23 protein-coding genes are annotated in these 24733 nt (G+C 46.8%); 5 read left to right on the forward strand and 18 right to left on the reverse strand.

Annotated elements, in window-relative coordinates:
- Positions 1–52 precede the first annotated feature (52 nt).
- Complete coding sequence (locus BMZ54_RS29440) at positions 53–1348, reverse strand: M28 family peptidase (RefSeq protein WP_089920306.1); 1296 nt, start codon at positions 1346–1348, stop codon at positions 53–55.
- A 95-nt stretch (positions 1349–1443) separates the two neighbouring features.
- Between BMZ54_RS29440 and ruvB the strand changes: the two genes are divergently transcribed.
- Positions 1444–2472: a Holliday junction branch migration DNA helicase RuvB gene (gene ruvB / locus BMZ54_RS29445; RefSeq protein WP_089920308.1), complete on the forward strand. Its 1029-nt coding sequence runs from the start codon at positions 1444–1446 to the stop codon at positions 2470–2472.
- Positions 2473–2729: 257 nt separating this feature from the next.
- Here ruvB and BMZ54_RS29450 read toward each other — a convergent pair whose 3' ends face one another.
- From BMZ54_RS29450 to BMZ54_RS29460, 3 genes are all read right to left on the reverse strand, one after another.
- Positions 2730–3431 (reverse strand): response regulator transcription factor, encoded by a 702-nt coding sequence (locus tag BMZ54_RS29450; RefSeq protein ID WP_089920309.1) that lies wholly within the window; start codon positions 3429–3431, stop codon positions 2730–2732.
- A gap of 256 nt (positions 3432–3687) precedes the next feature.
- Positions 3688–4485, reverse strand: a complete 798-nt coding sequence (locus BMZ54_RS29455) for a DUF3108 domain-containing protein (protein ID WP_089920311.1) — start codon at positions 4483–4485, stop codon at positions 3688–3690.
- A 9-nt stretch (positions 4486–4494) separates the two neighbouring features.
- Positions 4495–5361 (reverse strand): lysylphosphatidylglycerol synthase domain-containing protein, encoded by an 867-nt coding sequence (locus tag BMZ54_RS29460; RefSeq protein WP_394332727.1) that lies wholly within the window; start codon positions 5359–5361, stop codon positions 4495–4497.
- 154 nt (positions 5362–5515) lie between these two features.
- Here BMZ54_RS29460 and ruvC point away from each other — a divergent pair, with 154 nt between their 5' ends.
- Both ruvC and BMZ54_RS29470 read left to right on the forward strand, forming a co-directional pair.
- Positions 5516–6079 (forward strand): crossover junction endodeoxyribonuclease RuvC, encoded by a 564-nt coding sequence (gene ruvC, locus BMZ54_RS29465; RefSeq protein ID WP_089920315.1) that lies wholly within the window; start codon positions 5516–5518, stop codon positions 6077–6079.
- 248 nt (positions 6080–6327) lie between these two features.
- Complete coding sequence (locus tag BMZ54_RS29470) at positions 6328–7098, forward strand: response regulator transcription factor (RefSeq protein WP_089920317.1); 771 nt, start codon at positions 6328–6330, stop codon at positions 7096–7098.
- Here the strand turns inward: BMZ54_RS29470 and BMZ54_RS29475 are convergent.
- The 4 genes from BMZ54_RS29475 to rsmA form a co-directional block, all read right to left on the reverse strand.
- Entirely contained in the window at positions 7073–7477 is a 405-nt protein-coding gene (locus tag BMZ54_RS29475; RefSeq protein WP_089920319.1) for an HIT family protein, read from the reverse strand. The genes BMZ54_RS29470 and BMZ54_RS29475 overlap by 26 nt on opposite strands.
- Positions 7478–7607: 130 nt before the next feature.
- A complete protein-coding gene (gene greA / locus BMZ54_RS29480) occupies positions 7608–8081 on the reverse strand; it encodes a transcription elongation factor GreA (protein WP_089920321.1) in 474 nt (157 codons plus the stop codon).
- Positions 8082–8193: 112 nt separating this feature from the next.
- A complete protein-coding gene (locus BMZ54_RS29485) occupies positions 8194–9120 on the reverse strand; it encodes an NAD(P)-dependent oxidoreductase (protein WP_089920323.1) in 927 nt (308 codons plus the stop codon).
- Positions 9117–9869 (reverse strand): 16S rRNA (adenine(1518)-N(6)/adenine(1519)-N(6))-dimethyltransferase RsmA, encoded by a 753-nt coding sequence (gene rsmA / locus BMZ54_RS29490; protein ID WP_089920522.1) that lies wholly within the window; start codon positions 9867–9869, stop codon positions 9117–9119. The genes BMZ54_RS29485 and rsmA overlap by 4 nt, the downstream gene beginning before the upstream one ends.
- A 75-nt stretch (positions 9870–9944) precedes the next feature.
- Between rsmA and pdxA the strand changes: the two genes are divergently transcribed.
- Positions 9945–11006, forward strand: a complete 1062-nt coding sequence (gene pdxA / locus BMZ54_RS29495; protein WP_089920325.1) for a 4-hydroxythreonine-4-phosphate dehydrogenase PdxA — start codon at positions 9945–9947, stop codon at positions 11004–11006.
- Between the two features lie 171 nt (positions 11007–11177).
- On the opposite strand, the gene BMZ54_RS29500 is transcribed toward pdxA, so the two are convergent.
- The 4 genes from BMZ54_RS29500 to BMZ54_RS29515 all read right to left on the reverse strand — a co-directional run bounded on the left by BMZ54_RS29500 (position 11178) and on the right by BMZ54_RS29515 (position 15370).
- On the reverse strand, positions 11178–12026 hold the full coding sequence (locus BMZ54_RS29500; RefSeq protein ID WP_089920327.1) for a class I SAM-dependent methyltransferase: 849 nt from the start codon (positions 12024–12026) through the stop codon (positions 11178–11180).
- A gap of 96 nt (positions 12027–12122) precedes the next feature.
- On the reverse strand, positions 12123–12425 hold the full coding sequence (locus tag BMZ54_RS29505; RefSeq protein WP_089920328.1) for a winged helix-turn-helix domain-containing protein: 303 nt from the start codon (positions 12423–12425) through the stop codon (positions 12123–12125).
- Between the two features lie 103 nt (positions 12426–12528).
- Entirely contained in the window at positions 12529–13176 is a 648-nt protein-coding gene (locus tag BMZ54_RS29510) for a hypothetical protein (protein ID WP_089920330.1), read from the reverse strand.
- 40 nt (positions 13177–13216) lie between these two features.
- Positions 13217–15370 (reverse strand): TonB-dependent receptor, encoded by a 2154-nt coding sequence (locus tag BMZ54_RS29515; RefSeq protein ID WP_089920332.1) that lies wholly within the window; start codon positions 15368–15370, stop codon positions 13217–13219.
- 379 nt (positions 15371–15749) lie between these two features.
- Between BMZ54_RS29515 and BMZ54_RS29520 the strand changes: the two genes are divergently transcribed.
- Positions 15750–16169: an SRPBCC domain-containing protein gene (locus tag BMZ54_RS29520; RefSeq protein ID WP_089920333.1), complete on the forward strand. Its 420-nt coding sequence runs from the start codon at positions 15750–15752 to the stop codon at positions 16167–16169.
- 68 nt (positions 16170–16237) lie between these two features.
- Here the strand turns inward: BMZ54_RS29520 and atpA are convergent, their stop codons facing one another.
- The 6 genes from atpA to BMZ54_RS29550 all read right to left on the reverse strand — a co-directional run bounded on the left by atpA (position 16238) and on the right by BMZ54_RS29550 (position 24688).
- Positions 16238–17815: a F0F1 ATP synthase subunit alpha gene (gene atpA / locus BMZ54_RS29525; RefSeq protein WP_089920334.1), complete on the reverse strand. Its 1578-nt coding sequence runs from the start codon at positions 17813–17815 to the stop codon at positions 16238–16240.
- Positions 17816–17911: 96 nt separating this feature from the next.
- Positions 17912–18472 carry an ATP synthase F1 subunit delta gene (gene atpH, locus BMZ54_RS29530; protein ID WP_089920336.1) on the reverse strand — a complete coding sequence of 187 codons (561 nt, stop codon included), beginning with the start codon at positions 18470–18472 and terminating at the stop codon, positions 17912–17914.
- A 67-nt stretch (positions 18473–18539) separates the two neighbouring features.
- The gene (atpF, locus tag BMZ54_RS29535; RefSeq protein ID WP_089920338.1) at positions 18540–19034 is read right to left on the reverse strand and encodes a F0F1 ATP synthase subunit B; all 495 of its coding nucleotides are present in this window, start codon (positions 19032–19034) and stop codon (positions 18540–18542) included.
- A 147-nt stretch (positions 19035–19181) separates the two neighbouring features.
- Positions 19182–19439 (reverse strand): ATP synthase F0 subunit C, encoded by a 258-nt coding sequence (atpE, locus tag BMZ54_RS29540; protein WP_089920341.1) that lies wholly within the window; start codon positions 19437–19439, stop codon positions 19182–19184.
- A 130-nt stretch (positions 19440–19569) separates the two neighbouring features.
- A complete protein-coding gene (atpB, locus tag BMZ54_RS29545) occupies positions 19570–20727 on the reverse strand; it encodes a F0F1 ATP synthase subunit A (protein ID WP_238386722.1) in 1158 nt (385 codons plus the stop codon).
- 196 nt (positions 20728–20923) lie between these two features.
- Positions 20924–24688: a DUF3857 domain-containing protein gene (locus BMZ54_RS29550; protein ID WP_089920345.1), complete on the reverse strand. Its 3765-nt coding sequence runs from the start codon at positions 24686–24688 to the stop codon at positions 20924–20926.
- Between the last annotated feature and the right edge of the window lie 45 nt (positions 24689–24733).

A 24733-nucleotide genomic window follows, 5' to 3' on the forward strand; every position in this document is an offset into this window, starting at 1 on the left:
ATTGGTAAAATACGTTGACCAAATCTAAAATCGTAAATCTAAAATCCCAATCTTAAGGTTTTAAGCCTTCTGTAGCTACCCGCGAAGGCGTATCCTTCCCATCTACAATAGAAACGGCGCTAACGGCAATAGCCTGTATGGTGCTGGTAATGTTCTGTATATCTAAGGTTTCTACTTCATCATTTACGGAGTGGTACAAACTATCGGTATCTATCTGGTCGGTAGATATAGTATGTGCCGGTACGCCTAAACGGGCCAGGGTAGCGTTATCCGAGCGGTAAAACAGCTGTTGGTCCGGATAAGGATCCGGGTAAAAATGGAAGATGGAGCCTTCCAGGTTACGCTGCAGGATCTGCCCGAAGTCTGATCTTTCAAAGCCGGTAATAAAAGCGCTGTTCTTGCCAAACTTGGATTCCTTACCGATCATTTCAATATTAAACATAGCCACTACTTTCTCCGGCTGCATAAGCTGGGAAAAGAACCGGGCGCCATAGCTGCCCATCTCTTCGCCGGTAAAGGTGGCAAAGATCAGGGTGCGGGCAGGTTTGTGGTTCTTGTAATAATTGGCCAGCATCATTACCGCGGTAGAGCCGCTGGCATCATCATCGGCCCCGTTGGCAATACTATCCTGCTCCACGGGTTTTAAGATCCCAATATGATCGTAATGGGCGGAGAAGATCACGTATTCATCCGGACGGCTGCTGCCGGGTATCATACCTACCACGTTAAACAATGGCAGGGGTGTTACCTGCTGGCGCACATCCAGGTTCACACTGCGTATAGCCGTATCAGTGGGTTCCTGCAATACCAGCACCAGGTTGCCGCTGTCAGCCATCTGGTAGTTCTGCTGCAGGTACTCGCCGTACTGGCGGAAGCTTTCGCTTTGCGCGGCATCTACCCATACAATGGTATTGCCTTTCTGCGAACGTAGGGCCCGTACCCGGTCAAAAAAGTTATCGCCGGATTTAATATGCTGTTCTGCCACCTGGCCTTCCTGGTTCCAGTTCAGCTGGCCGGCTGTACTTTTTACAATAACGTTTTCGGATACACGCTTTTCGCCATTGATGGTCAGGTTCACGCTTACCGGTTTTACGCGGTACATGTAAAAGGTCTGGCGGTAGCCTTTGGCATTCTGCCAGGGCTGCAGGCCGGCCTTTTGAAACTCCTGCTCAATAAATGTAGCAGCTTTATCTATACCGGGTGAGAATGTTTTGCGTCCCTGCATATCATCCGCCGCCAGTGTGCTGATGATACGTTTAACTTCTGAGCTGCTGATACTATCCTGTGAACGGGCATTTAGGCTAAAGGCTGCTAATATGACGGTGGTGGTTAACCAGATTCTGTACATAGAAATGCTTATTATAACACAAATAAACTAATATCTGCATAAACAAGCAAACCCATACGCCATAATTACGTATTTTTGAACACTTTCAGTACATTATGTCTAATCCGCATTTAAGACCAGAAGAAAACCGCCTCAGTGCAGCGGAAAAAGAGTTTGAGAATAGTATACGGCCCAGGGATATCGTTGATTTCTCCGGGCAGGACCAGATCATTGACAACCTGAAAGTGTTTATTAAAGCCGCTAAAATGCGGGGGGAAGCGTTGGACCACATCCTGTTCCATGGCCCTCCGGGACTGGGAAAAACTACGCTCTCGCGTATTGTGTCCAATGAAATGGGGGTAAATATCAGGGAAACTTCCGGCCCGGTAATAGAAAAGCCTGGCGACCTGGCCGGCCTGCTCACGAATTTAGAAGAACGAGATGTGCTGTTCATTGATGAAATACACCGCTTAAGCACCGTGGTGGAGGAATACCTGTACTCCGCCATGGAAGATTACCGCATAGATATTATGATAGACAGCGGTCCCAGCGCCCGCTCCATACAAATAAACCTGCATCCTTTTACGCTGATAGGGGCTACCACCCGCAGTGGTTTGCTTACGGCGCCCCTGCTTTCCCGCTTTGGTATTAAATCACGGCTGGAATACTACAATGCCGCTACCCTGCAAAAGATCATCTGGCGGGCTGCCGGCCTGCTGCAAACCAAGATCACTTCCGATGCGGCCATGGAAATAGCCCGGCGCTCCCGCGGCACCCCGCGTATTGCCAATGGGCTGCTGCGCCGTGTGCGTGATTTTGCGCAGGTAATGGGTAACGGCACTATTGACCTGGCCATTTCCGAGTTTAGTTTAAAAGCGCTGAATGTGGATGAATATGGCCTGGATGATATGGATAACCGCATCCTGAACGTGATCATTGAAAACTTTAAAGGCGGACCGGTAGGTATTACCACTATTGCCACCGCAGTGGGGGAAGAACCCGGCACCCTGGAAGAAGTATATGAGCCCTTCCTGATACAGGAAGGCTTTATTAAACGCACGCCCCGCGGCCGCGAAGTAACGGAAAAAGCCTACACGCATTTGGGTAAGATACCGAACAAAGGAGGAGGAAGCCTGCTGTTTTAATTACGAATTATTTAATTACGACCCCGCCCAAAGCGGTGCATAGCCTGCCCTGCCAAGCGGGGAATGCCATTGAAAGTAATTATGATATGAATAATTACGAATGAAATAGCTGAATGGTGTAGCAGCCATTTTAATCAGAACTTTAAATCATTTTTATAAGAAAAGCCCTGCATGATTAACATGCAGGGCTTTTATGACTTATAGTTATTAGCTTTACATACTACCCAATTCGTAATTCGTAATTAAATAATTCGTAACTACTCCTTCACCACCAGCCTGAAGCCGTTCCCGTGAATATTCACGATCTCAATATCCGGATCGTCTTTCAGGTATTTGCGCAGCTTGGCAATGTATACATCCATACTGCGGCCATTAAAATAAGTGTCGCTGCCCCAGATCTTCTTCAGCGCCAGCTCACGCGGCAACAGGTCGTTCTTATGCTCACACAGCATGCGCAGCAGCTCATTTTCTTTCGGGGAAAGCGTATGTGATTCACCGTCGTGCACAAGTGTACGCAGGCGGGCGTTGAACTGGTAGCGGCCAATGGTAAATTCGTGCTGCTCTTCTTCCTTATTGCTCAGCTCCTGGTTACGTTTCAGGATAGCCTTTATCTTCAGCAGCAGCAGCTCGCTGTCAAATGGTTTTACAATGTAATCGTCGGCGCCCAGCTTGTAGCCCTGGATAATGTCTTCCTTCATTGTTTTAGCGGAAAGGAAGAACAGGGGAATGTCGGGGTCTACGTCGCGGATCTCTTCCGCCAGCTTAAAGCCATCCATATTGGGCATCATAATATCCAGCAGGCACAGGTCAAATTTTTCCCGGCGAAAGGCCGCCAGGGCCAGTATGCCGTCCCGGCACAATTCCACTTCATAGTCATTTAATTCCAGGTAGTTCTTGAGTACCATACCCAGGTTGGTATCATCTTCTGCCAGCAATATGTTTGGTTTACGCTCTTCCATAATACTTATGGGTTATTAGTTTGAACAAATATAGAATTTTATACAGCAAGAGGTCTTGCTAAATTGTTAAAATAGTCCATGGTCGATGGTCCATAGTCCATTGCATATTTCATATAATAAATATTGTGCAAGTAGGAGATGGCTGTAACTATTCACTATAATCCATCCTGCTACATACCGGGAAAAACCGGTGTTGGCGAAAAAGGCTATGGACTATCGGCTATGGTCCATGGACCGTACCGCCTACAACGGTGCACTAACGTTTACCTACCAACGAAGTAAAGGGATACCGCAGGTTCTTATAATCGATCATGTCCACTACAATGCTGCCTACGGAAATGGCGCTTTGAATGCGCAGAGGTACTTTATTAGGATCATCGCTCACCCAAACATCCATCTGCTCTCCACCCTGGAACATGGTGCCTTTGATCAGCAGTGGCTTAAAACGGATGGCCCTGAACTTGCCATAGCGGGTATCTATTACTTCCTTACCCAGGTAACGGATATAGATATTGTACACCTGGTCGTCCAGGAACATATTGAAAGGTATCTTATCATTCACCTTGTACTTGTCAAAGTTAATGTTACGGGCATAAAATACGGCGCTAACCACGTCCTGCACGCACTCCGGCACTTTAAAGGTACCATTGGTGCTGGTGGCTATGTGCTGGGTTTGATCAAAGGTTACGTTATTATAGATCTTATAGCCGCCTTCATTTACATTCCGTACAAACTTCAGGGGCCGCATGCTGGCGGTATCAATATAACTTTCGTATTTATCGCGCACTTTAAAGAACCAGTCGTAGGCACGGTAGGTTTTGCCTTCGCCTATAATATGGTATACATCTTTACCGCCCAGCTTTTCCAGCAGGCAGCTAAAGGTGGCCTCTCCGGCGCCTACATACACGCCGCTCAGGCGGTAATATACTTTCAGGGTTATATTTTCTCCGGGTTTAAAACTGCCATTGGTAATACCACAAAATTCACTCTGGGCTTTAACGGGATAACTATGGAACAGACCTGTAAGTAAGAATATGAGTATAAAATACCTCATGGATGGATGCTATTTATCCTTAAAAATCTTTACTCCTAATAACAGGATACTTCCCAGAACAGCAGGCAAAAGCAGGTTCACCAGCCAAATGCCCACAGTAGCAGCGATGATGGCCGCGGTATTATTGCTTAACAGGCCCAGGAAATAGATGCTTACCTTACCTCTCAGCCCCAGCTCAACTACGGCAATGGTGGGCACTAAAGCCATTACCAGGTAGATCACTGCATTCAGCAGAAACCCTTGCCACCACAGCATTTCCACGCCAAAGGTATCCAGCAAAATCAAATACTGTGCCGAGAAGATCACGTACCGGCAGGCAGAAAGCAGCAGCAGGTATTGCAGATCCCCACTGGTATAGCGGGTGATGATCTGTATAAATACTTTGGCCTTTCTTAGTACCGGTATCTTTTCAAAGATCGCTATTACAATCTGTAACCGAAAATATAATATAATGGTCAAGGCTCCAATAAGCATAAGCACCCCCAGCAAAATTTTTTCCCAGAAGTTAGGGGAAAAATAGGCGTTAGCCTTGATCAGCGGGAAGTTATTGATATAGTAGATGAGCCCTGTTAACCCAAAGATAATAGTAACAATGAGCTGACTGAGGCCGCCGATCATGGTGGCGGCAATAGATTTCAGCTTGTTCTGGTTACTCATATACAGCATACGGCCACCGTATTCGCCTATACGGTTTGGGGTGTTGATAGACAGTGATACCCCCGACAGCACTGCGCTAAAGGCCCGCAGGAACGATACCTCCTCCAGGGAGCGTACCAGCAGCTGCCACTTGCGCGCCTCCAGGCCCCAGTTAAAAAGCATTAGTATAAACACTAACGTTAGTGCCACCCCTCCCTTTTGCCGGAGGGTAAACCACATGTGCTGTAAAGAAAGGGCCAGATCGGGTTGATGTTTTACCTGGGAGTAGATGGAATAGGCTAACCAGCTAAAAAGGACCGCGCCTAACAGGTAATTGAGAATTATTTTGGTACTTTTGTTCAGACATTAAGATTTTGGCAAAAATAAACCGCGGTTGGCAAACAAGTCAAAAATAATTCTGGGGATAGACCCGGGTACGCTGGTAATGGGGTATGGCCTTATACAGGTTCAAGGCAAAAATGCCAGTCTTATAAAAATGGATGTGCTGAAACTATCCAATCGTAAAGACCACTATGAAAGGCTACAACTGATTCATTCCTGTATTAATGAGCTTATACTGTTACACAAACCTGATTGTTGTGCAATTGAAGCTCCCTTTTTTGGTAAGAACGTTCAAAGTATGTTAAAGCTGGGCCGCGCACAGGGGGTAGCCATTGCTACTGCTATGCAGGCTGGCCTTACTGTAGCTGAATACTCTCCTAAAAAAGTGAAACAGTCCATTACCGGTAACGGTAATGCCGACAAGGAACAGGTATGGCAGATGTTACAGCGTATACTTACGTTCTCAGAACGGCCCGATTACCTGGATGCAACCGATGCCCTGGCAGTAGCCGTGTGCCATCATTTCCAGGAAAGCAGCCCCCTGGCCGGCCTGCCCAAAGCAAAAGGATGGGAACAATTTTTGCAACAGCACCCCCACCGGATTGTGAGCAAGTAGCTTCCCCAGCCCTGAGGCAGCCCCATTTTGCCCACTGCAAACTGGTAACAGTGAGGAAGTTATACAATCCATCATTAAAAAGGTTATTTTATAAGTTCATAAATTGTATTTATTTTGACTAAAAATCTCCTTGATAACTCCATGAATAACTGGGCCGGGGACAGCGCCATTGCTACAATGATTACTAATTCAAACCGGATTATTCGTAGAAAACGAGACATTTATATTAATTCAGCATCACTGCAACTATGAAAGCAAGAATCCTATTTGTGGAAGATGATCAGAATGTTGGTGCAGCCACGAAACGAAGACTTGAGGAACAGGGCTATGAAGTACGGCATTGTACAGACGGGCTAATGGCCTGGGAAGAGTTCCAGCACCGGACTTTTGATATCTGCCTGCTGGATGTGATGATCCCTAAAAAAGGCGGGGGCCCTGAAAAGGGCGGCATTTCCGAAAAAGACCATGGTTTTGAGCTGGCCAGGCAGATCCGCAAGCGGAATGATGTGATCCCTATCCTGTTCATTACTTCCAAATCTATGATGGAGGATAAGATCGCCGGGTTTAAAACCGGTGCGGATGATTACATTACCAAGCCCATTAACCTGCAGGAGCTGGTTTTGCGTATAGAGGTGTTCCTGAAAAGGACCAAGAACATGGTGCAGGCTACCCAGGCGGCAAAGCCCACCCAGTACGTAATTGGCAAGCTCACCTTTGACTACGCCGACCTGAGGCTGCATGACAGTACGCAGAACAAGTCGTTCACCCTTACCCAAAAGGAGGCCGACCTGCTGCGGTTCCTGTGTGATAATGCCAATAAAGCGCTCAAGCGGGAAGATATCTTATTTAATGTATGGGGCAAGGACGATTACTTCCTGGGCCGCAGCATGGATGTGTTTATTACCAAACTGAGGAAGTATTTTAAATCAGACCCTGAGATAAAGCTGGAAACCCTGCATGGCGTAGGCTTCCGTTTTAATGTGCCCCACACGCCTAATGTGTCAACATCTCTGCCCTGATCTTTTCCTGCACTGCTTTAAACTCCGCCTCCGTCAACTTTAGCTTGGGATGAGCAAAGTTCATATCATCTGCCGAATTGATCGGGATCAGGTGCATGTGCGCATGCGCTACCTCCAGTCCTACTACGCTAACGCCTACCCGGTTACAGGGAAAGGAGCGCTCCATGGCTTTGGCAATGGGACGGGCAAATACCAGCCACTCTCCCAGCAGCTCATCCGGCACATCAAAGAATTTATCAACTTCCAGCTTGGGCACAATCAGCGTATGCCCTTTTACCAGCGGAAAAATATCCAGGAAAGCATAGAAGTGGTCATTCTCTGCTATCTTATAGCTGGGGATCTCTCCTTTAATGATCTTAGTGAAAACGGAAACAGACATGATGATTTACGATTTTAGATTTACGATTTTAAACCTACGGGGATTTGAACAAATCTGAAATGCAGATCTAAGATCTGAAATAAAAAACCCCGGCGCAAGGCCGGGGTGGTGTAACCAGTGTATCAGTTTATCAAACGCTTATATTATCGATCTTGAATTTGATGTGCCCGTTAGGCGCCTGTACATCGGCCACCTCGCCTACCTGTTTGCCTAACAAACCTTTACCAATAGGAGAAGTTACAGATATCTTACCCGCTTTCAGATCAGCCTCTGTTTCAGACACCAGCTGGTAGGTAACGGTTTTTTTATTGGCTACATTGGTAATAGTTACCTTACATAAAATGGATACTTTGGAGGTATCAATAGTATCTGCTTCTACTATCCTGGCAGTAGCAATCGCATTTTCCAAGGTAGCAATTTTAGCTTCGTGCAATCCCTGTGCTTCTTTAGCCGCATCGTATTCGGCATTCTCTTTCAGGTCGCCTTTTTCCCGTGCTTCTGAAATGGCCCTGGCAATTTCTGCCCTGCCCTTCGTTTTCAGGGCATTCAGCTCATCCCTCATTTGATCCAGGGTTTCTTTCGTAACATAGTTGACGCCAGACATATCTTTTGGGTTTTAGAAATAAGAAAAAAAAATCAACGCCTCCATTTTCACAGAAGCGTTGGTACTATGTTTGTATTTAGGCAAATATAACTATTTTTCGATTTCGGCCAACTTAAATTCCGAGCTTATCCAACACATATCGGGGCATTTTAATACTTGCCTCGTGAGAGTATCCGGCGATGTGCGGGGTAAGCACTACGTTGGGTAATTGCAGCAAACGTTCCAGCTGTTGCTGCTCTGTTTCCGAATAGGTAGGCAGCTTTTCATTTTCCAGCACATCCAGCCCTGCGCCCGCCAGGGTACCTGCTTCCAGGGCTTCAATAAGGTCCGGCGTGTTCACTATTTTACCACGCGCCGTGTTCAGGAAATAGATCTTTTTATGGAACGACTTAAAGAAAGCAGCATTGGCCAGGTGGTGTGTTTCTTCTGTTAAAGGCAGGTGAATGCTGATCACGTCTGCCTTTGTGAACAGCTCATCCATAGTAGCTTCTTTTACATGATCCGTGCTGAAGCCTTTTTTATATTTATCATAGGCCAGGATCTCCACATCAAAGCCCTGCAGCTTATGTGCAAAAGCGCCTCCCGTATGCCCATAGCCAATGATGCCCACGGTACGGCCATTCAGCTCATAACCCCGGTTACCATCGCGCTCCCAGATGCCGCGGCGCAGCTCCAGGTTGCTTTTTAAGATATTGTTCATAAGGGCTAACAGCATGCCCAGGGCCTGCTCCCCTACTGCATCACAGTTGCCTTCGGGGCTGCTTTCACATTGTATGCCCTTGCTTTCAGCATAAGGCACATCTATCAGCTCCATGCCCGATCCCAGGCGTCCTATCCATTGCAGCTGCGGGGCATTATCTATAAATGATCTGTCTATACGCAGGCGGGTGGTAACTATGAGGCCGGTGCAGTCATGTATGGCAGCAACCGCTTCATCATATGTAATGGAAGGCTGGTAGCTTACTTCGTATCCTTTTTCTTCCAGTCTGTTCACCAGGTATTCATGTACCCTGGCGGTAATTAATACTTTCTTCTTCATATCATCTTATGCGATAATGCTACAAAATCGGCCACAGTCAGCTCTTCTGCCCTTTTGCTGAAGAGGCTGTCCTGCAGGTATTCCTTATCAAATAATGTTTTTAACGGGTTGCGGAGCTGTTTGCGGCGCTGGTTAAAAGCGGTTTTCACCAGGTTAAAGAACTTGCGCTCACTGGCAATCTCATAAGGCTGTTCCAGGCGGGTAAGCCTTATTACGGCTGACTTTACTTTGGGCGGCGGGTTAAAGCACTGCTCATGTACTTCAAACAGGTACTCTACCCGGTACCAGGCCTGTAACAACACGCTCAGGATACCATAATCCTTATTGCCGTGGCTGGCAGCAATGCGCAGCGCCACCTCTTTCTGGAACATACCTACTACTTCCGGTACCTGGGTTTTCCATTCCAGTACCCGGAACATGATCTGGGAAGATATATTGTAAGGGAAATTGCCGATAACGCTAAACTGGCCCTGGAAGGGTACTTCCATATCCAGGAAGCTCTTGTGAATGAGCTTGTCCTTGATTTCAGGATAAGTTTTTTCCAGGTACTGTACTTTTTCCGTATCCAGCTCAACGGCTTTAAAGTTAATACCCGGTACCTGCAGCAGGTATTTAGTAATGGCGCCCGCGCCGGGGCCTACTTCCAGCACTTGCTGGCCTTGGATTACAGGTAACGACTGGACAATCTTTTTGCACATATTCTCATCCTTGAGGAAGTGCTGGCCCAGCGATTTCTTTAATGTGTACATGATTCCGGCAAAGATACCAAATACCGCATTGTACTTTGTATTTGGTATCTTTGTATCTTGGTATTTTATCCACCCATGAGTAATACGCACACTAACAAACCGGTTATCGGCATCACCGTAGGTGATCTGAACAGCATTGGTACGGAGCTCGTTATCAAAACCTTTACGGATAACAGGATGCTGGAGTTCTGCACTCCCGTGATCTTTGCTTCCAATAAAACCATCAACTTCTACCGGAAGCTGATGAATGAGAACAACTTCAATTACCAGAGCCTGAAAGAGTTTGCCCGCCTGAACCACAAGCAGGTGAATGTTTTCAATTGCTGGGAAGAGGAAGTGCAGATTATGCCGGGCGCGCTGAATGAAGCCGGCGGCAAATATGCAGCCCGCTCCTTAGCCGTGGCTATCCAATGCCTGAAAGATGGCGTTATACAAGGGCTGGTAACCGCGCCCATTCACAAAAAGAATATACAAAGCGCCGACTTCAATTACACAGGTCATACGCCTTTCCTGCGGGATGCCTTTAATGCAAAGGATGTGCTGATGTTTATGACGGCCGATAATATGCGCATTGGCCTGCTTACAGAACATGTGCCGGTAGCGGAAGTAGCCAAATATGTAACAAAGGAAAATATACTGGCCAAGCTGCAGCTGATGCAGGATAGCCTGATCAAAGACTTTGGGATTGACAGCCCCCGTATTGCGGTGCTGGGCTTAAACCCCCATGCCGGCGATGATGGGCTGATAGGCCAGGAAGAAATTAAAGAGATCCTCCCTGCTATTAATAAAGCTAAAAGCAACGGTATTCTGGCCTTTGGGCCTTATAGTGCCGATGCGTTCTTTGCCCGTACCATGTATGCCCAGTTTGACGGGGTGCTGGCTATGTATCATGACCAGGGCCTGATACCCTTTAAATCACTGGCCAGCGGCGAAGGTATTAACTACACCGCCGGGCTGCCCATTGTACGCACCTCTCCGGACCATGGTACCGCGTTTGACATTGCCGGTAAGAACCTGGCAGATGCCGCCTCTTTCCGGCAGGCCATTTTCAGCTGCCTGGATATCCTGGAAAAGCGCGAGATCTATGCGGAAAATACCCGGAACCCGCTGAAGAAGATGGAACTGGCATCGGAGTAACTTAGCTAGCTGTTAGTCGTTAGCTATTAGCTGTTAGCAGTAAAATGTACTTCAGTAATAAATGTATTTCAATAAAAAGGCCTGTAACATTGTAAAATGTTGCAGGCCTTTTACTTTAGGGCTTGCCTCATAACGGCCAACAGCTAATAGCTAACAGCCAACTGCTAACAGCTATAAATGAAATGCTGCCATTTCCATCCAGCTATCGCCCCGGTGGGGATAAATGTTGTTATAGCCATATAGCTTCTTCTCCACGGTATGCATATCATACACATCGTGTATTTCTGCCTGCATCAGCTCCAGTATATTCAGGATCTTTTTACGGCTGTAATAATAAAGGTCCACACCCAGGCTCTTTTGCAGCAGGTCTTTTATTTCGTTAAAAGCATGCCTGGTGGCCGCTGGTCTGATATCTTCCGCCGGCAGCAGGTAATCTATGATCACAGTGTTCCGCGCATTCTTTGTACTAAAACATTGTATAATGTCGCGAAACTGTTCCTCCGTTATATAGGGCACAATGCCTTCCAGGATAATGATGGCAGGCTGCGAAGCGTCGTAACCCGCATCTCTTAGCTGCCGCTTGCATTGTATAGTATGGGTAATGTCTGTTAGCAGGGTAACGGGTAAGCTCAGCTGGGGCGCAATGTTGCGGTAAATACGGCCCTTATCCTCCATCCAGGCCTGGTCCATTTCATAGATACCGTTGATCAGCTGCGGGTATTCCGCGGCCAGCTGTAATCCCAGGGGATCCAAACCGGCTGCCATAATACAGATCTGTTGCTGTGGGTACCGGCTGATGAACTGCCGTACAAGGTAACGCACCATTTTTTTGCGCAGCTGTATCATGCCCTCCAGCGGGACATTTAGCTGGCTGATAGCTGCCACAAGGGGTTGTACATCGCCCAGATCTATGTACTGCATGTATTTACGGCTTAACGGGTCCGTATACATTTCTTTGGCATAAGATAGTATCAATGCTGAAGTGGGCGCCACTCTCAACATGGATGCAGGGGTATTCATGGGAGTAACATTTTTGGAATGAAAAGGCCGATCCTATGGCTTCCTATAAAATTAGCGGTTAGAACTGAAGTAACATCGCAGTTCCGGCTGCAGCAATTATTTGTGCTTACCCGCGTTCAGGTAGGATTGTATGGAGGTTACGTAGCTTGCAAAGGCTTTGCTGCCCTGCGTGGTTATTTTACAAAGGGTTTGCGGATAGTTGTCTTTAAATTGTTTGATCACATCAATATAACCGGCTTCTTTCAGCTTATTGATCTGCACACTCAGGTTTCCGGCAGAGGCATTGGTCCTTTCTTTCAGCAGCGTAAATTCCGCCTCCTGCTCGCTGACCAGTACCGACATAATGGCCAGGCGCAGTTGTGAATGCAGAACAGGGTCCAGGTCTTTAAAATACATCATCACAACTATAATTAACGAATATCAAATTTAAAGTGCGAAGGCAGAAAATGAAAGGTGAAGCATGGCGGTACTTCACCTTTCGCACTTCACATTTTCTCCTGTATTATTTGCCTGCCTGTTGCAGCAGATCTTTTGCATGGGGTTCGCCCCAGTGCGGTGCTATGCTGCTGGCGGGTTTAAAGGCTGCATATTTCTGCAGGGCTACCTGTAATACTTCTTTGGCTTTTGCTTTATCGCCACCAAACTGTTCCGGCGTATAAAACAGGGCCTGGCCTTCCAGCAGGTATACACGCGGGTTTTCAGGGTTTATCTGTTTGGCTTTTTGTATCTGCATACCGGATTCCGGACCGTACTGCTGTCCCCTGCTTTGCGGATCTACCATAATGCGTGAAGTGGCAATGAGGGAACGGATGCACGCTATTTCATCATCATTCTGCTTTAAGGAATCAGCTTTGTTGATGTTGGCTTCTGCTTTATCTGCCAGGCCATCTATCTTATCTTTATCCTGCGTCATCAGGGCAGACATTACCTGTGTGTAAGCAGCGTAATAATAAGGCAGCCACTGATTTTTTTCCGCTGCTGCAATACGCTCAAAGGTATTGGAGATATCCAGCATACTTTGCGGGGTGTAGCTGGCCGGTACATCCAGCAGGCCTACCTGCTTGGTCATAGCATCCTGGTATTGGGGGCTTTGGGCTTTGGTAACTACGGCCGCAAAAACCGGTAACAGCAAAAGGAGGAAATGTTTCATATACGATCTGTTTTTATTGTTGATGGTTTGAATGATATGTTTAAAGATTATTAATTACATCCTGGCGGCGGTCTATACCAAAGTTCATGAACATGCCTACAAACAGGAAGCGGGGCGCATTGGGCACTATCTCTTCCCGGCGCAGCCCATCCGTGGAATAACGGTAACCATATACCTGCTTAAAGTCAAACACATTGGTAACGGATATTACAAATACGGTGAATGCTTTGCCAACGGTGGTAAGGTAGCTGGCGCTTAAACCTAATGTATTAAAGTCAATGGTTTTTTCCGACATGAACTTACTTTCCGGCAGGTTGGGATTATAATAGGGCCGCCCGCTGGCATAGCTGTAAGTTACCCCAATATTGGTAGTGATCTTGGGGAAATATTTCTTCATTACCAGGCTGGCGGTATGTTTGGCTGCAAAGTCAGGCTGCACCTCGTAAGGGTAGAACAGGTAATTACGTTTGGTGTCCAGGAAAGAGTAGGAGATCCAGTAATCCAGGTTCTTAATGGTTTTACGGTCTCTCCAGAACAGCTCTATACCTTTCGCATAGCCGGTACCGTTAGTAAGGGTATCCGGTACTGTTTTTACCAGGTCCTTATATTTTTTATAGAATGCTTCTACACGGAAAGTATAGTTGCTTGACAGGCGCTGGAAGCTGGCTATATAGTGCGTAGCTTTCATGTAGCTCAGGTCCTGTTTAAAGCGCAGGTACTGTGGTTCCGGCTTCTGGTAATAATCGCCGTAGGCCAGGGAAAACTGGCTGTAATCATCCAGCTTATAAGCTAAGGAAGCGCGGGGCGCCAGGTTCACTTTTGCCAGTACCGTAGAGTATTCCAGGCGTCCGCCAAAGCGGCCTACAAAGCGGGGAGTGAAATAAATGTCGCTTTCTGCAAAACCTGCGGAATAGTTATCTACATAATTAGCGCGATAGCTGTTAAATTCAGAACGTTCTACTGCATACTGGTATTCACCGCCCAACCGCAGCTGGGAAAAAGCGCCCAGGCTTTTAGTAAGCATTAATCTCAGCTGGCTCAGGTCTGAACGGGCATGCACATTGGTTACCGGCGATTTCTGAATGGTATCCAGCTTTATCTTATCAATGTTGGAGCTGTAAGAGAAGCCGGCATTCATACGCCAGCCGCTGCCCAGGCTTTCTTTGTATGTGAGGTTCGTATATACGTTCTGGTTACGCACATCTGTTTGCTCCTGGTAACCGGGATATTCAATGCTGTTCTTCTTAAAACCCATCCGGCTCCAGTTACCATATCCATAAAATTTAAGGATGCCGGTGGAGGATGTTCTGCGGCGGAAGTTCAGGGAAGTACCTATAATTTCCGGGCCTACGGTAGGCTCCTGTTTAGGCTTGGCTATACTGAAATAAGGTGCCAGGTTTGTATAATCCGCTTCTATGCCAAAGGAGCCTTTTTTGTCTTTCGACAATTCATCCAAACCGCCGCTCACACCCAGCACAGAGGCGCCCAGGCTGTAGGATGAGCGGGCGGGCAGGTCTTCCGATTCCAGCACCAGCGCAGAGGAAAGTCCCTGTCCGTATTGGGCGGAGTAACCACCACTGCTAAAGGTGGTGCCTTTGAACAGGAAGGGCGAAAACCGGCCCCGGCCCGGCATATCCGGCAGGCTGGTAAAAAAGGGATTTCTTACCATTAACCCGTCAATGAAGATCTGTGTTTCATAACCAGTGCCCCCACGTACGAAAAGGCCTTCCCGGTCATTGGTTTGCTGTGTGCCGGGCAGCGTTTTAAGCGCGTTCACAATATCGGCGGTGGCGCCGGCAGTGGTTACGATGTCCAGGGGCTTAAGCACCGTGTTATTCTTATCACTGCTGGCTTCAATGCTACCGGCGGAAATAGTTACCACTTTCAGCTCATTCATAGCTGCTTTAAGCATAAGCGTTACCTGCACCGGACCGGTAATGTTTATGGCTTGTTCCTGCGTTTGAAAGCTCATTAAGCTGGCTACCAGCACCTGCGGGCCGGTGGTAGTGGTGGTAAAGGAAAAGGTACCGTCTGCCCCGGCTGTGGCGCCATCATAGCTGCCTTTTATATAAACATTCACGCCGGGCAATGGGCGTTTTTTAGCATCGGTGACCTTACCGCTAATTTTTTGCTGCGCCAGTACCAGCGCGGGTAAACATATACAGAGCAATAGGTTAAATGAATGTTTCCACATGGGTCGGGGATTTACAACAAAGCTAATTTAGTTTATTTTGTAAACAAAGTTACGATATAAACAAATCGGTTAAGGTGGGGATGGCGAGCGGTGAAAGGTGGAAAAGGATCGGGGAAAATGGAGAGGATTGGCAAGGGGTTAAGGGTGGCGGGATGTGACATTGAAATCAGAGGCGGGCAATATTAAGAATTTTAGCCTGATGCTTACAGCCGGCATTTAAAAGACCAGTGACTCAAGCAGTGATTATGGCAATAATGGCAATGGAATAAAAGTTCAACAAGATCAGTATACCTAAAAAGCAATGTTTAAATTGACGGAAGCAAGCAGGAAAGTGATAATTTTAAATATCTGATAAAGGAAAGTCAATCAACAAAAATTTATGAACAACCCAGCACCCTTCACCGTTGAAACTACCGTAAACGCTCCGGTAGAAAAAGTTTGGAAACTATGGACAACGCCTGCCGACATTATGCAATGGAACGCCCCTTCCGATGACTGGCATTGCCCAGGCGCGGAAGCCGATCTGAAAGAAGGCGGAACCTTTTCTTTCAGAATGGAAACTAAAGATGGCAATGTTGGGTTTGACCATAGCGGCAGATACAGCAGGATAATACCTCATGAGCTTATTGAATATATAGTTTCCGATGGCAGAACTTCCGCCATTAAATTCATAGCGGATGGTAATAAAACTACCGTAGCAGAAACCTTTGTACCGGAAAAAGAAACCCCGCTTGAAATGCAAAAATGGTTTACCCAATCGGTGATCGACAACTTTAAAAAATATGCGGAAGGCAAATAACAGCCGGCGTAAAATGAAGATCCCGGCCAATTGACCGGGATCTTCATTATGCTAAATTACCTTATTACTTATGCAAATCTGGGCTTCAGCTCGTTGGCTAAGGTCACCATCTTTTTGATGCTATCATCTGCCAGGTTACCCTTTTTGAATTCGGCCAGCACTTCAGGCAGGCGTACTTCCATTTCATGCAGGAAAGCTTCTTCAAAGGCACGTACATTCCTTACCGGTACTTCACGCAGCAAACCCTGTGTACCCAGGTAGATCATTGCTACCTGCTTTTCCACTGAATAAGGGCTGAACTGAGCTTGTTTCAGGATCTCCACGTTACGGGCACCTTTGTCCAGTACGGCTTTAGTAGCCGCATCCAGGTCACCACCGAATTTGGAGAAGGCCTCCATTTCGCGGTACTGCGCCTGGTCCAGCTTCAGGGTACCGGCCACTTTCTTCATGGATTTGATCTGTGCATTACCACCTACGCGGCTTACAGAGATACCCACGTTAATAGCAGGACGGATACCGGCGTTAAACAGGTTGGATTCCAGGAAGATCTGACCATCCGTAATAGAGATCACGTTGGTAGGAATGTAAGCAGATACGTCACCGGCCTGTGTTTCAATGATCGGCAATGCGGTCAGGGAACCACCACCTTTTACCAGGTGCTTAATTGAATCCGGCAGGTCGTTCATCTGGCGGGCTATTTCATCCTTAGCGATCACTTTAGCGGCACGCTCCAGCAAACGGCTATGCAGGTAGAATACGTCACCAGGGTAAGCTTCACGACCCGGTGGGCGGCGCAGCAGCAGGGATACTTCACGGTAAGCAACGGCCTGTTTAGACAGATCATCATAAATGATCAGCGCAGGACGGCCGGTATCACGGAAGAACTCACCGATGGCAGCACCTGCAAACGGAGCGTAGAACTGCAGCGGAGCCGGTTCAGAGGCAGATGCAGCTACGATGGTAGTGTAGGCCATAGCGCCGTTATCCTGCAGGGTTTTCATTACACCTGCAATGGTAGAGGCTTTCTGACCAATAGCTACATATATGCAATATACAGGCTTGCCTGCATCGTAAAACTCTTTCTGGTTAATGATGGTATCAATACAGATGGCGGTTTTACCGGTCTGGCGGTCACCGATCACCAGCTCACGCTGGCCGCGGCCAACAGGGATCATAGCGTCAATAGCCTTGATACCGGTTTGCAGGGGTTCCTTTACAGGCTCGCGATAGATAACGCCCGGTGCTTTACGCTCCAGGGGCATTTCATATAATTCGCCGGTAATAGGGCCTTTACCATCTATAGGGTTACCCAGGGTATTTACAACACGGCCTACCAGTCCTTCGCCCACTTTAATGGAAGCGATCAAACCGGTACGGCGTACTTTATTGCCTTCTTTTATTTCGCCGGATTCACCCATCAGTACCACACCCACGTTATCCTCTTCCAGGTTCAGGGCTATGGCTTTTACACCATTCTCAAACTCCACCAGTTCACCGTAACGAACATTATTCAGTCCATATATACGGGCAATACCATCGCCCACCTGCAATACCGTGCCTACCTCTTCCAGGTCAGCTGCGGCATTGAAATTGCTCAATTGCTGGCGCAATATTGCCGAAATTTCATCAGGTTTTATCTCAACCATAATTATGCTTTTTAAAAAGAGTGCTTTAAGAATTTTTCAGGTTTCAGGCTGCGTTCCAATTCCGGAAACCATGCTGCTAAAACCGGTATATCGTTATTATTTGATATTAGGCGTATAAATGTTCTGTGCAAACTGTTTTTTAATGTCCTTCAGGTCGCGCAGAATGGAAGCATCAAACAGGCGGTCTTCTGTTTCCAGTACAAAACCACCGATCAGGTCCGGCTCCACAGCGGTTTCCATCTCTATCTTTTTATCAGAGCCGGCTTCTACCTTTTGCTTGATAGTACTGAGGATGGCGGCATCCAGCGGTACGGCAGTAGTGATCTTTACCTTACTGATATTGTTTAACACGTTGTACTGCCGGGCAAATTCCGTAGTGATCTCCGGCAGGTTGCTTTCGCGGCCTTTTGCTACCAGCAGCTGAATGAACATGGAGGTCATGTTGCTTATTTTACCTTCCAGGATGGCTGCCAGGATCTTTTGTTTTTTGTCCGGTTTAATGACAGGGCTTTTCAGCAAAGTCACCACATCGGGATTGCCTTTGGTGATCTGTTGCAGCACCTGCATATCTGCACGGACAACTTCCAGCTGGCCCTTTTCAACGGCCAGATCCACCAAAGATTTTGCATATCGGGATGCTAAACGGGGATTTTGCATTTTTTATATCAGCTTTTAGCTTTTAGTTATTAGCGGTTAGCGGCTAAATGCTAACAGCCAACAGCTCTTAATTCAATTTAATACTTTCAGCCTGTTGTTTGATGAACTGCTCCTGGGCAGGTTTATCAGACAGCTCTTTTCTCAGCACTTTCTCTGCCACTTCAATTACCAGCCGGCCTACCTGGTTCTTTACATCCGTAAGAGCGGCCATTTTCTGGTTCTCTATTGCGGTATAGGCTTCGTTAATGATCTTTTTCGCTTCTGCCTGGGCCTGGGTCTTGGCTTCGCCAATGATCAGGTCCTTGGCTTCCTTGGCTTCTTTCAGGATCTTGCTCCTTTCAGCCTTGGCTTCTGCCAGCACATGCTCATGCTCTGCCTTCATCTGCGCCATTTCTTCCTTTACCCTTTCTGCAGCTGCAATAGAATCTGAGATGGAAGTTTCCCTTTCCTTTAAAGTAGACAGGATAGGTTTCCAGGCAAATTTTTTCAGGATGAGGAAAACAATGATGAATATTAAGAATGAAATGGTAAACAAGCCTAACGCGGGCTGTAACAGATCCATGATTATTATTTTAATTACGATTTACTAATTCGGAATTACGGCAGATATCAAATTATATGTTTTAGTTCGCATAACATAACTGATCTTTCGTAATTATAATTACTGCATCCTTTGCCCTGTGCGCCGGATGCAGTAATCAATTTTGTCTTACATCACTACTGCCAACAGACCTGCGATAACGCCGAACAGGGCCACACCCTCTACCAGCGCCGCAGCCAGGATCATGTTTGCGCGGATGTCGTTAGCAGCTTCGGGCTGACGGGCGATGGATTCCAGCGCGCTTTTACCGATGTTACCTACACCGATACCAGCTGCGATAGCAGCAATACCAGCACCAACAGCACCACCAGCTTTAGCCAGACCAGCACCTGCAGCAGCCTGCAATAAAATTGTTAAAAGAGCCATGATTATTATATGTATTTAATTAATGAATGTTTTTTAGTTCGCAGTTTGTTTTAGTCCGCAGTTGGCAGTGGGCAGTTTGCAGTCAAAAGCCTCTGTATAAAACAGTTATTGACTGCTAACTGCCAACTATCTAATGGTGTTCATCATGTGCGCCTTCCATAGCCTGCCCAATGAACACGGCCGTAAGGTTAGCAAAGATAAAAGCCTGAATGAAAGCTACCAGCACCTCCAGCATCATCATCACAATGTTAAAGACAATGGTTACCGGTAAAAATCCATAACCAGCTACCCTGTTCATGGCGCCAAATATAAACACCAGGGAAATAATACTCAGGATAATAATGTGACCGGCCAGGATGTTGGCAAACAACCGGATCATCAGGGAAATAGGTTTGGTGAACACACCGATCAGCTCCACCGGCGCCAGAATAATCTTTACACCAAACGGTACCGGGGGGTTAAAGATATGACCCCAGAAATGTTTGTTGGAGCTGAGCAGGATGGCTATAAAGCTAATGATAGCCAGCGCAGCGGTTACCGCCAGGTTGCCGGTTACGTTTGCAGAACCCGGCAGCAGGCCCAACAGGTTGTTAATGAGAATAAAGAAAAAGATCGTTAATATAAAAGGAGTAAATCTTTCGTAGTGTTTGCCGGGGATGTTAGGTTTTACTACCTCATCCCGCATAAAAATGATCACCGGCTCTATCAGGCTCTGGAAACCTTTGGGGGCTTGTTTGGATCCGCGGATACGGTATGCTTTGGCTACATTCAGCATCAGTATTACCAGCAGCACAGCGGCCAGCAGCATAGAAGTAATGTTCTTGGTCATGGAAAAATCGTAGATCTCTGCACCGGTAGGATTATCATTCTCATCTACTGCGATCACTTTACCATCCATATATTTAGTAGGGTCCAGGCCCTTTTCATGCAGGTAATGGCTATTTACCAGGCGGTAACCGTCAAAAGCAGCGTGGCCGTGGTGAAAACGGGAAGAGGAGAATACAGACAGGCCCCTTTCCTTATTGTAAATGATCACCGGCAACGGTATGGTAACGGGCGTTTCTCCGAAATCTACCAGGTGCCAGTCATGGGCATCCTTTACGTGGCCCAGGATCACTTCCTTGGCATCAAAACCGCTTTTTTGTTCACCCGGTTCATCCGCAGTGGCCAATGCATGTTGGGAACCATCATGTGTTTCTTTTTCTTCATGCGGTTGTGCATGTGCAAAAGAGCTAACACCGATAATGTTCAGGGCTAGTAACAGCGCTATCAGACTATGTTTGAGCAAGTTGCAGGAAATCACCGTTTTCTGAAATTTTGCGCAAAGATAACCGATTTTAACTCAAAATGGTAGTGGTTTTAAAAAAAAGGGAATACAAACCCTAACTTATTGACAAACAATAACTTATTTTCTCTTAACGGACCTTCAGAAAACAAAAAAAACCGCCCCTTTTTGATGAGGCGGTTTAGTGTATGGTACCCAGTTATTTAAATGAAATATATTTCTGTTCTGCGTTCATGATCTTAGTAAAGAAATCTTTCATATTACCCATATCTGTTGCTTCAATAAGCTGGTTACGGTTGGTGGCAAAGCTGCGCCGGATACTAAGCTTATTGGGCGCCGACTTCTTATAGGTCAGATGGTAGCTCATATTATTAAAACCGGCCTCCACATCTGCAGGCACCTGGTCAAACGCTTTACCGGCCGGGATTTCTACATCTATATCCGTAACATACTGATCTGTGTTCTCGTAGTTCCAGTATTCAAAGGGATACTGCCGTGCATCGGCGCTAAAAATGTCGGCAGTGGCCACCACATCTACAAATACCGGTTTTATCATGCTGAAATCACCTACATTAATTACATCATTTTTGATGGTATAATGCAGCTCCTGGCTCACGGTATCCTGCAGATTATCCAGGTTGTTAAAGGTATATTGGTCCAGCACCACCGGATTTTTAGATTGCGAGGAAAGGCTGGATGTGAGGCCCTCAGATACCTCTTCTTTAGTTTTATGGGCATAATGGCCGCGCATTAAGCTCGCCAGCTCACCGGAACGGCGGCTGCTGGTTACTACCTGCTGATCGGTATCGTTTATCACTACTTTGGTTTTGCGTAGCACCACTGTCTTATGCTTATCATCTTCCGGCAGCAGCTCTATTTTCTCACTCCCCTTGTAATTGAAAGGAATATTCAGCACCTGGGCAGCTACCAGGCTTTGTGGCAGCGCATTGAATGGCAGCTGGTTATCCGTAAGCTCCAGGTAATGATATTCATTATCTGCCTTAAAGCGCGCCACACAGTGGTTGAACTCCATGGAGGGCAGCACCATGGAATGGCGGCCATTCCGGCGGGTGCTCACCAGCATCAGGTTAGCATCCAGCCCGGCCTTGCGCGCCAAAGACACAAACAGGGCGGAAAGATCCTTGCAATCCCCCAGGCGGGTGCTCAATGTTTTGGATGCCCGTTGCGGAATGTAAGCTCCCTGCCGGAAGGATATAGAGCTATAGGCAATACGCTGCTCTATATATTCATAAATGCTGCGGGCCTTTTGCCAGTCATTCAGCTGCCCGGCTCCATCGGGGAATATTTCCTTGAAAGCGGCATTCAGGTCAAAATCCTCCTGGCATTGCTCCCTGGTAAGGTCACTATACCATTCTGCGATCACATCCCATGATTTCACGGTGGAGATATGCAGCACCTGCCCAATATCATCCAGGTTGGGCATGTAGCTTTCCTTTTTATAAGCCGGCACATTCTTCATTTCCCAGGTATACAGGTGAAAGTTCTCATGCTTGCTTTCTACCGGTTTGACAGCTTCATTGTTCCTGAAAACATAGTTTATATGCAGCTGATCAGCCACCAGCATATTATACCGGGCCATTCCTGTAGGTACCGAAGCGGTGAAATAGTACTTATCCCAGTACTCACGGCCCAGGCGGCCAATGCCAAAGCTGCTGAGCTTATAATTGTAGTAAATAGCATCCCCGGTTTCCAGGCGGGTAAATACAATGCTGTTCTCATAAGTTTCTGCCGGCACGTGGGCGCCATTAGCTTTTATAACCTCTGCTTTCAGGATCGTCACATCCTGGTACACACTGTTGTAGGGCACGGATATTTCTTTCCAGCTGTCAATGCCGTTTTTGTTATTGATGTATACCGCAGTGCTGATCATTTGCTCATTGGCACCTTCTGGGTACAGCACCACGTTTTTTTCATCAAAAATGAAATAGTAGGGCTGCACAGTGTCCCGGGGCTGTTTTAATGCTTTATTGATCTCCCCGTAATTATCCAGCTTAGGGAAATAGGAGAAAATATCCGGCTTGTTTTCCAGCTCCCTTATTTTACGGCGGTAGTTACTGCCCCCGGCATACTGGCTAAGCGCCTTTTTATAATAAGCCAGCGCCTGCTGTTTATTATTCTGCTGCATATAACAGCTGGCAATATCGCCCATTATTTTGTGGTAGTAAGGGCTAATGCCATGTGCTTCATTCATATAATAAATAGCAGAATCGTATTGCTGCCTGCTGAAGAAATACACCGCCAGCGGGTCATAGGTATCTGTATCATAAGGTGCGGAGGCTATAATGGCTTTTAGCACGGCAATGCCTTTATCCGCTTTATTCTGTTCAAAATATTCCTCTGCCATGGCTTTGGTAACCTTGTAGGAATAGTTATGCTCAGAAAATTTCTCCATTACTTCCAGCGCTGCGGCCGGGTCTTTCATCAGCTTTTTATAGTAATAGTACATTACCAGTATAACATCCTCTTTATCGGCATAGCGCTCGTAAGCATCTTTTAAAAGATATACTGTACTATCCATTCTTTCCAGATTGGCATAAATGCCTATACGCTTCAGGCGGGTCAGCTGGGTTTCCCCCTGCTGGGCTATCATTTCATTCACTATTTCCAGCTCTTCCTGGAATTTCTTTTCTTCTTCCAGCTTATTGGTTTTACTGTACAGCACCCAGTAGTTATCAGGGTCCTGCTGCTTTATGTTTTCCTGCAGCTCCTGTAATTCTGTTGCATCATATTTAGTGGAAAGGCATTCCCCATACTGGTTCAGCACAATCGGGTTGTTTGGATATTTTTTATACAGGTCATGCATTATGGCTTTGGCCTTGTCATATTCCTGGTTGCGCACATATACTTTACTGAGCAAAAATGCATACGCAGGATCTTGCGGGTATTGCGTCATACGGCGGCGGAAAAAATCTTCCGCAAAATGCATAATGGTTTGCGGGGCTGCTGTAGTGGTATCTGCCTGGTAGGTTTGTAAGACGGAGGTGCTTGAAATATTCCGCAGGGGATTGTACTGATCATCGGTGAGGCGTACAATAAAATTGGGCAGGTTATTACCATGGGTAAAACCGATCTGCACCAATACCCGGTTGTATCCTTTACGCAGGTGGCAGCGTGCTTTAAAGGCATCCAGCTCTGTAGCCCGCTCTTCCTCCTCCGCCAGTAAAAGCTTATCATTCATCCATACTTTCAGCGCGCCGTTTCCGCCCAGCGCCAGTACAGCATCCTGCTCACGGTCCGACAGCACAAAGGTTTGCGCATATCCTACTGCATCCGTGGCGGGAAAAGAAGCGCCTACAAAGATCCAGCCCTGGCCCGTACCATGCAGAGGGGTAAACCAATCAACTTCGGCATTGTTATAGGAGGTAAATCCTTTGCCGGTGGCAGGCTGCTTCAGCGGACCATATTCCTTATTAAAACCGCTACGGGATATATTATCAAACGGGCCCACACATTGCCAGTCTTCCAAAGCTCCCATCTTAGGATACATAGCCCTGGACTGCTGTTGCTGCTGACAGAAGAATAAATGGTAGCCTTTAAAATAATTGGCTGCCGCGCGCAGAGAGCCATTGAAGGTAGTGTCTGTTGCCAGCCTTTCCAGGTTGGCCAGCTGCTTACCGCTTTTTTTGCCGTATTCACCCAGCACAGCGTAATTGAACCAAAATGCATAGGCATATGGACCTGGCTGGCTCCATTGATCCAGCGGATCAGGATATCTTTCAAGATAGCTGGTGCCAATGCCATCATAGGTTTCCAGCAGGATCAGTGTTGCCACCGCATTATCGCGGTTCACATTATTTTTAATTGCTTTAAGCAGAAATTCGCGTGCAGGCTGCTTATCGTTGCGGTGTAAAGCGTCCCAGGCTTTTTCATAATCACCGGCTAACAGTGTAATGGGTAACAATAGCAATAACGCAGCCCCCACGTTGCGTAGAAAGAACTTCATAAAAGGTATAGGATTGAATTACGAATTAAAAAACGATATAAATAT

The sequence above is a fragment of the Chitinophaga rupis genome, from assembly GCF_900109685.1.
Lineage (GTDB): Bacteria > Bacteroidota > Bacteroidia > Chitinophagales > Chitinophagaceae > Chitinophaga > Chitinophaga rupis.